The 6,798-nt window shown below is 70.3% G+C and carries 7 protein-coding genes and 1 pseudogene; 5 read left to right on the forward strand and 3 right to left on the reverse strand.

Translation table 11 applies throughout. The annotated features are described in order from the left end of the window. The 5 genes from HMPREF0591_RS33395 to rfbA all read left to right on the forward strand — a co-directional run. The coding region (locus HMPREF0591_RS33395) for a hypothetical protein (RefSeq protein WP_208857734.1) at positions 1-245 on the forward strand (245 nt) is incomplete at its 5' end. 96 nt (positions 246-341) lie between these two features. Then, positions 342-1,667, forward strand: a complete 1,326-nt coding sequence (locus tag HMPREF0591_RS05480) for a UDP-glucose dehydrogenase family protein (RefSeq protein WP_040621897.1) — start codon at positions 342-344, stop codon at positions 1,665-1,667. Between the two features lie 151 nt (positions 1,668-1,818). Beyond that, positions 1,819-2,574, forward strand: a complete 756-nt coding sequence (locus HMPREF0591_RS05485) for a maleylpyruvate isomerase family mycothiol-dependent enzyme (RefSeq protein ID WP_007167446.1) — start codon at positions 1,819-1,821, stop codon at positions 2,572-2,574. 36 nt (positions 2,575-2,610) lie between these two features. Further along, entirely contained in the window at positions 2,611-2,985 is a 375-nt protein-coding gene (locus HMPREF0591_RS05490; protein ID WP_007167447.1) for a nuclear transport factor 2 family protein, read from the forward strand. Positions 2,986-3,007: 22 nt separating this feature from the next. After that, positions 3,008-3,883, forward strand: coding sequence for a glucose-1-phosphate thymidylyltransferase RfbA (gene rfbA, locus HMPREF0591_RS05495; protein ID WP_007167448.1), 876 nt, complete (start codon positions 3,008-3,010; stop codon positions 3,881-3,883). On the opposite strand, the gene HMPREF0591_RS05500 is transcribed toward rfbA, so the two are convergent. From HMPREF0591_RS05500 to HMPREF0591_RS33705, 3 genes and pseudogenes are all read right to left on the reverse strand, one after another. Beyond that, positions 3,825-5,102, reverse strand: a complete 1,278-nt coding sequence (locus tag HMPREF0591_RS05500; protein WP_007167449.1) for a YibE/F family protein — start codon at positions 5,100-5,102, stop codon at positions 3,825-3,827. The genes rfbA and HMPREF0591_RS05500 overlap by 59 nt on opposite strands. 26 nt (positions 5,103-5,128) lie before the next feature. Then, positions 5,129-6,418, reverse strand: a complete 1,290-nt coding sequence (locus tag HMPREF0591_RS05505) for a pyridoxal phosphate-dependent aminotransferase (RefSeq protein WP_007167450.1) — start codon at positions 6,416-6,418, stop codon at positions 5,129-5,131. Positions 6,419-6,450: 32 nt separating this feature from the next. Then, positions 6,451-6,798 (reverse strand): annotated as a pseudogene (locus tag HMPREF0591_RS33705) (FeS-binding protein); the annotation flags it as partial.

The following is a 6,798-nucleotide window of genomic DNA, read 5'->3' on the forward strand; positions in this document are numbered from 1 at the left end:
CTCCCGCTCCCGCTCCCGTGCCCGAGGCCCCGGCGCCCGCCCCGGCCCCGCCGCCGGCCGCTCCGCCGCCACCGCCGCCGATACAACTACCCCCGATCATCATCGGCGGGCCGCCGGCACCGCGAGGTCCGTTCGGCGGCGGCGACGACGACCGCCACGGCGGCGGGTTCCCCGGGTTCGGTGGCGGTCACGGTCACGGCGGCTTCGGCCCGCACATCGGGATCCCGGGTATCCCCGGGCTGTAGTACACCCGGCGGTGCGGTGGCATCTGTCATCTTCCGTTTGCCTCCCGCTCAGCGGGGTGATGCAGTCAGCTCATGGCGGCGACGTACACCGGTCATATGCGATGCACCGTCTTCGGCACCGGTTACCTGGGTGCGACCCACGCCGTCGGGATGGCGGAACTGGGACACGAGGTGGTCGGGGTCGACATCGATGCCGGGAAGGTTGCCAAGCTCGCCGGGGGAGACATTCCCTTCTATGAGCCCGGCCTGCGCACCCTGCTGACCAAGAACCTGGCGGCGGGGCGGCTGCGGTTCACCACCGACTACGACATGGCGGCCGAGTTCGCCGACGTGCATTTCCTCGGGGTCGGCACGCCGCAGAAGAAGGGCGAGTACGGCGCCGACCTGCGGCACGTGTACGCCGTCGTCGACGCACTCGTGCCGCGACTGACGAGGTCGTCGGTGCTGGTCGGCAAATCGACCGTCCCGGTGGGAACCGCCGCCGAGCTGAACCACCGCGCCGCCGGCCTGGTGCCGCGCGGCGTCGACGTCGAGATCGCCTGGAACCCCGAGTTCCTGCGCGAGGGCTACGCCGTGCACGACACGCTGCATCCCGACCGCGTCGTCCTTGGCGTCCAACCGGATTCGACGCGTGCCGAGGCGGCGGTCCGCGAGCTCTACGGCCCGCTGCTCGCGGAGGGTGTGCCGTTCCTGGTGACCGACCTGCAGACGGCGGAGTTGGTCAAGGTGTCCGCGAACGCGTTTCTGGCGACGAAGATTTCGTTCATCAACGCCATCTCCGAGGTGTGCGAGGCCGCCGGCGCCGACGTCAGCGTGCTGGCCGACGCGCTCGGCTACGACCCCCGCATCGGACGCCAATTCCTCAACGCCGGTTTGGGTTTCGGCGGCGGCTGCCTGCCCAAGGACATCCGTGCGTTCATGGCCCGCGCCGGCGAACTGGGCGCCGACCAGGCACTGACCTTCCTGCGCGAGGTCGACAGCATCAACATGCGCCGGCGCGCCCGGATGGTGGAGCTGGCCAGCGCGGCGTGCGGCGGCTCGCTGCTGGGCGCCAACATCGCCGTGCTCGGGGCGGCGTTCAAACCCGAATCCGACGACGTGCGCGACTCGCCCGCGCTCAACGTCGCCGGCCAGCTGCAGCTCAACGGCGCCGCGGTCAACGTCTACGACCCCAAGGCCCTGGAGAACGCGCAGCGGCTGTTCCCCACGCTGAACTACGCGGTCTCGGTCGAGGAGGCCTGCGAGCGCGCCGACGCGGTGCTGGTGCTGACCGAGTGGCGCCAATTCGTCGACCTCGACCCCGCCGACCTCGCCGACCGCGTGCGGGCCCGGGTCGTGGTGGACGGCCGCAACTGCCTCGACGCCGAGCGTTGGAAGCGGGCCGGCTGGCGGGTGTTCCGGCTGGGCGCGAGACGGCCCTAGCGGTCTATGTTTCCGGGCCCCGACGCCCCGTGCGTCACGCCAGCGTGACGCAGATAGGTGAACGTCACGCCAGCGTGACGCCCGGCGGCACAAGACGCTGGGTCCAGCGTGACGCTCGGTCGAGCAAGAGGCGGCGAGTAGCCTGACCGGCGTGGACTATGCCGCCGCATTCCTCGCAGAGAACCGTGCGTTCGCCGAGCTGGTCGGAGACGCCGACGAGTCCACCCCGGTGCCGACCTGCCCGGGATGGACGCTCAAGCAGCTGTTGCGCCACGTCGGCCGGGGCGAACGCTGGGCGGCTCAGATCGTCAGAGACAAGCTCGACCAGCCGCTCGATCCCCGGTCCGTCGAGGGCGGTAAGCCGCCATCCGATCCGGCGGACGTGATCTCGTGGCTGCACGGCGGGGCCCAGCGACTGGTCGACGCCGTCGAGCTGACGGGCGCCGAAACGCCGGTGTGGACGTTCCTCGGGCCGCGCCCGGCGAGCTGGTGGCTCCGGCGCTGGGTGCACGAGGTGGCCGTGCATCGCGCCGACGCGGCCATCGCGCTCAAGGCCGAATTCAGCCTGCCCGCCGAGCAGGCCGCCGACGGGATCACCGAATGGCTGGAGCGGGTCGCGATCCAGGCCGGCCGCGAGGGGGCAGCGCTGCCGCTCGAGGACGGCAACACCCTGCACCTGCACGCCACCGACCCCGGCCTCGGCGAGGCGGGCGAATGGACCATCGGCGTCGAGGCCGGCCACGTCACCTGGTCGCACGAGCACGGCAAGGGCACCGCGGCGCTGCGGGGCGGGGCAACCGAGCTGCTGCTGGCCATCCTGCGCCGGGTGCCGCTCGCCGACACGGGCGTTGCGCTGTTCGGTGACGAGGCGGTGTGGCAGAACTGGCTCGACCGCACCCCGCTCTAGCCACGGCCGCGATGCGCACACGGTAACTTGCACACCATGACCACTTCGGAGATCGCCACCGTCCTGGCATGGCACGACGCGCTCAACGCCGCCGACCTGGACACCCTGGTCGCCCTGTCCAGCGACGACATCGAGATCGGTGACGCGCACGGGGCCGCGCAGGGCCACGACGCGCTGCGCCGGTGGGCCGCCTCGCGCCAGGGGACGGCCGAACTCGGCCGGATGTACGTGCACGACGGCGTCGTCGTCGCCGAACAGAAGGTCAGCGCCGCGGACAACCCGGGGGCGGTGGCCACCGCCGCGTTGGCGTTCCGCGTGGTCCACGACCACGTCACCTCCGTGTTCCGGCACGAGGATCTGGCTTCGGCGCTGGCGGCCACCGAACTCACCGAATCCGACCTCGTCAACTGAGCGTGGAATAGGGGAAACCACCATGCGCGGGATCATCCTGGCCGGCGGGTCGGGCACTCGGCTGCACCCGATCACCGTGGGGATCAGCAAGCAGCTGCTGCCGGTGTACGACAAGCCGATGGTCTACTACCCGCTGTCCACCCTGATGATGGCGGGGATCAGGGACATCCTGGTGATCACCACCCCGCACGACGCGGCGGGCTTCCGCCGGCTGCTGGGCGACGGCTCGCAATTCGGCATCGACATCAGCTACGTGACGCAGGAACGGCCCGACGGCCTGGCCCAAGCCTTCGTCCTGGGCGCCGAACACATCGGCAACGACACCGTGGCGTTGGTGCTGGGGGACAACATCTTCTACGGCCCGGGCCTGGGCACCAGCCTGAGCCGCTTCCAATCCATCAGTGGGGGAGCGGTTTTCGCCTATTGGGTGGCCAACCCGTCGGCGTACGGCGTCGTCGAGTTCAGCGACGACGGCACGGCGCTGTCACTGGAGGAGAAACCCAAGACGCCGAAATCCAATTACGCGGTGCCCGGCCTGTACTTCTACGACAACGACGTGATCGAGATCGCCAAGGGCCTCGAGAAATCCGCGCGCGGCGAGTACGAGATCACCGAGGTCAACCAGATCTACCTCAATCGAGGCCGGCTCTCGGTCGAGGTGATGGCCCGCGGCACGGCCTGGCTCGACACCGGCACGTTCGACTCCCTGCTGGACGCCAGCGACTTCGTGCGCACGCTCGAACGACGGCAAGGCCTGAAGGTCAGCGTCCCCGAGGAGGTGGCGTGGCAGCAGGGCTGGATCACCGACGACCAGCTGGCCGAGCGCGCGCACACCATGCTTAAGTCCGGCTACGGCGGCTATCTCCTGGATCTGTTGGAGCGCAGCCGGCTTCACTAGGCTTCGCCAGCGCCGCGGCGATCGCCGTCGTCAACGGCACCGACAGCGCCAGCGCGACACCGCCCACCGCCGACCGCGCGATCTCGACGGCCACGCTCTCGCTGGTGAGCACGTCGGCCAGCGAGCGGTTGGCCACGCTGAACAACAGCAGCAGCGGCAGCGAACTGCCGGCGTAGGCCAGCACCAGCGTGTACACCGTGCTGGCGATGTGATCGCGGCCGACTCGCATGGCGCCCAGGAAGATTGCGCGCCGCGAGCCGCCGAGGTGGGCCAGCTCGAACACCGTCGAGGCCTGGGTCACCGTCACGTCGTTGAGCACACCCAGCGACCCGATGATGAACCCGGCGAGCAGCAGGCCACCGATCGACACGTTGCCCAAATACGCGCCCACGGTGGCGTTCTGGTCATCGGACAGGCCGGTCAGATGTGCCAGTTGTATTGCCGCCCAAGAGAATCCGGCGGCCAGGAGCAGCGCGGTCAGGGTGCCCAGCAGCGCGGCGCTGGTCCGCAGACTCACGCCGTGGGCGAGATAGATGACCGCGTAGAGGATCGCCGCCGAGGCGACCAGGGCGACCGGAACCGCCGGGGCGCCGTCGCGCAGGGCCGGCAGCAAGAACACCACCAGCACCGCGAACGCCACCACGATGCCCACCAGCGCGAGCAGGCCCCGCCAGCGCGCCACCGCGACGATCACCACCGCGAAGGCGACGGCCAGCGCGACCAGCGACCAGCCGCGTTCGAAGTCGTAGAAGGCGTAGCTGGTGGCGCCCTGGTCGTCGACCTGCCGGACGAGCCGAATGTGGTCTCCCACCGCGAATTTCGGCTGGTCGGGACCGGGGGAGGACTCCAGCAGGGTGTTGGCGCCGGCGTTGGGCCCGGAATCGATGGCCACCTCGGTCAGCACGCATCGGCCCGCGCCGGGCGGCGCCGGCTGCGGCGCTGTGGTGAGCACCTGGCTGACCGACGGGCTGCCGCAGTCCCCCATGCCGCTGGACAGCACGTGCCCGGCCTGCGTGCTCACGGCGCCCCCGGCCGCGTTCTGGAACGGCATGGGGATGTCGACGTGCTGGCGGGTGGGCCAGAGCGCGATGGCGCCGCCCAGCACCGCCAGGCCGATCGCCACCAGCAGCCCGACGACGATCCTGGCGGACAGCGACTCGACCGGGGCTGGACCGGACAAGCTGTGCGAGTGCGAGTGCGAGTGCGTCACCCGGTCCACCGTAGAGGCGCCGGCTGCGAAGACGCTTACTGGCGATAGCTGACCAGGAAGTTGCCCAGCCGCTCGATCGCCGCGGCAAGGTCGCGGGCCCACGGCAGGGTCACGATGCGCAGGTGATCCGGTGCCGGCCAATTGAATCCGGTGCCCTGGGTGACCAGGATCTTCTCCTGCAGCAGCAGGTCGAGGACGAGCTGTTCGTCGTCGGTGATGTCGTAGACCTCGGGATCGAGCCGGGGGAACGCGTACAGGGCCCCCTCGGGCTTCACGCAGGACACCCCGGGAATCTGGTTGAGTTTCTGCCACGCGACGTCGCGCTGCTCGAGCAGCCGCCCGCCCGGCAGCACCAGGTCCTCGATGCTCTGGTGGCCGCCGAGGGCCACCTGAATCCCGTGCTGCGCGGGGACATTGGGGCACAGCCGCATGTTGGCCAGCAGGTTGATGCCCTCGATGAAGCTCTCGGCGTGGTCTTTCGGGCCGGTGATCGCCAGCCAGCCCGCGCGGTAGCCCGCGACGCGGTAGGCCTTGGACAGCCCGTTGAAGGTGAGGCACAACATGTCCGGCGCCAGCGTCGCCACGTTGATGTGCTGGGCGTCGTCGTAGAGGATCTTGTCGTAGATCTCGTCGGCGAGCAGCAGCAGTTCGTGCTTGCGCGCGAGTTCCACCATCTGGGTGAGGACCCCGCGGCTGTAGACCGCGCCGGTCGGGTTGTTCGGGTTGATGATGACCAGCGCCTTGGTGCGCTCGGTGATCTTGGATTCCAGGTCGGCGATGTCGGGCTGCCACGCCTGCGTCTCGTCGCACAGGTAGTGCACGGGCGTGCCGCCGGCCAGGGACGTCGACGCCGTCCACAGCGGGTAGTCGGGCGACGGGATCAACACCTCGTCGCCGTTGTCGAGCAACGCCTGCAGGGTCATCGTGATCAGCTCGGAGCACCCGTTGCCCAGGTAGACGTCGTCGACGTCGAACCGGGGGAAGCCCTCGACCAACTCGTAGCGGGTGACCACCGCCCGGCGCGCGGGCAGGATGCCCTGCGAGTCCGAGTAGCCCTGGGCGTACGGCAGCGCCTGGATCATGTCGCGCATGATCACGTCGGGCGCCTCGAAGCCGAACGGCGCGGGGTTGCCGATGTTGAGCTTGAGGATGCGGTGCCCCTCGGCCTCCAGCCGCGCCGCGTGCTGGTGCACCGGGCCGCGTATCTCGTACAGGACGCCCTGCAGTTTGGACGACTGCGCGAAGACCCGCTGCCGGTGGTGAGCGGAAGCGTGCAGGGGCAGCTGGTGAGTGGTCACGTCACCAATGGTGCCACTACTGTCCACTGAAATTTGCTGTCAAGCGGCAAAATCCCTGGTCAGCGCTTGCCCGGTGGGCGCGCGCCGCGCGCGATGCCCAGCCCCTTCACCGGCGCGGCCGGCGGCGCTTGCTCGCCGTCGGTTTGCTTTGCCGGCTCGGCTTTCGGCGTCGGCTCGGCTTCCGCCTCGGCCTTGGGGGCCTCGGTCTTGGGCGCCTCGGCCGCGGGGGCCTCGGTCTTGGGCGCCTCGGTCTTGGGCGCCTCGGCCGCCGGTGCGGCCTTCTTGGCGCCCGGTCGCTTCGCGCCCGCGGCGATGCCCAGGCCCTTGACGGGCGCCGCGGGCGCCTTGTCCTCGGCCTTGGGCGCCTCGGCCGTCGGCTCGGCCTTCGGGGCGGCCCCGGCCTTGGG

This window comes from Mycobacterium parascrofulaceum ATCC BAA-614, assembly GCF_000164135.1.
Classification (GTDB): domain Bacteria; phylum Actinomycetota; class Actinomycetes; order Mycobacteriales; family Mycobacteriaceae; genus Mycobacterium; species Mycobacterium parascrofulaceum.

Excerpts from the sequence above, each read along its gene's own strand:
- HMPREF0591_RS05480 (WP_040621897.1), top strand. The coding sequence starts at position 342 with ATGCGATGCACCGTCTTCGGCACCGGTTACCTGGGTGCGACCCACGCC.
- HMPREF0591_RS05490 (WP_007167447.1), top strand. The coding sequence starts at position 2,611 with ATGACCACTTCGGAGATCGCCACCGTCCTGGCATGGCACGACGCGCTC.
- rfbA (WP_007167448.1), top strand. The coding sequence starts at position 3,008 with ATGCGCGGGATCATCCTGGCCGGCGGGTCGGGCACTCGGCTGCACCCG.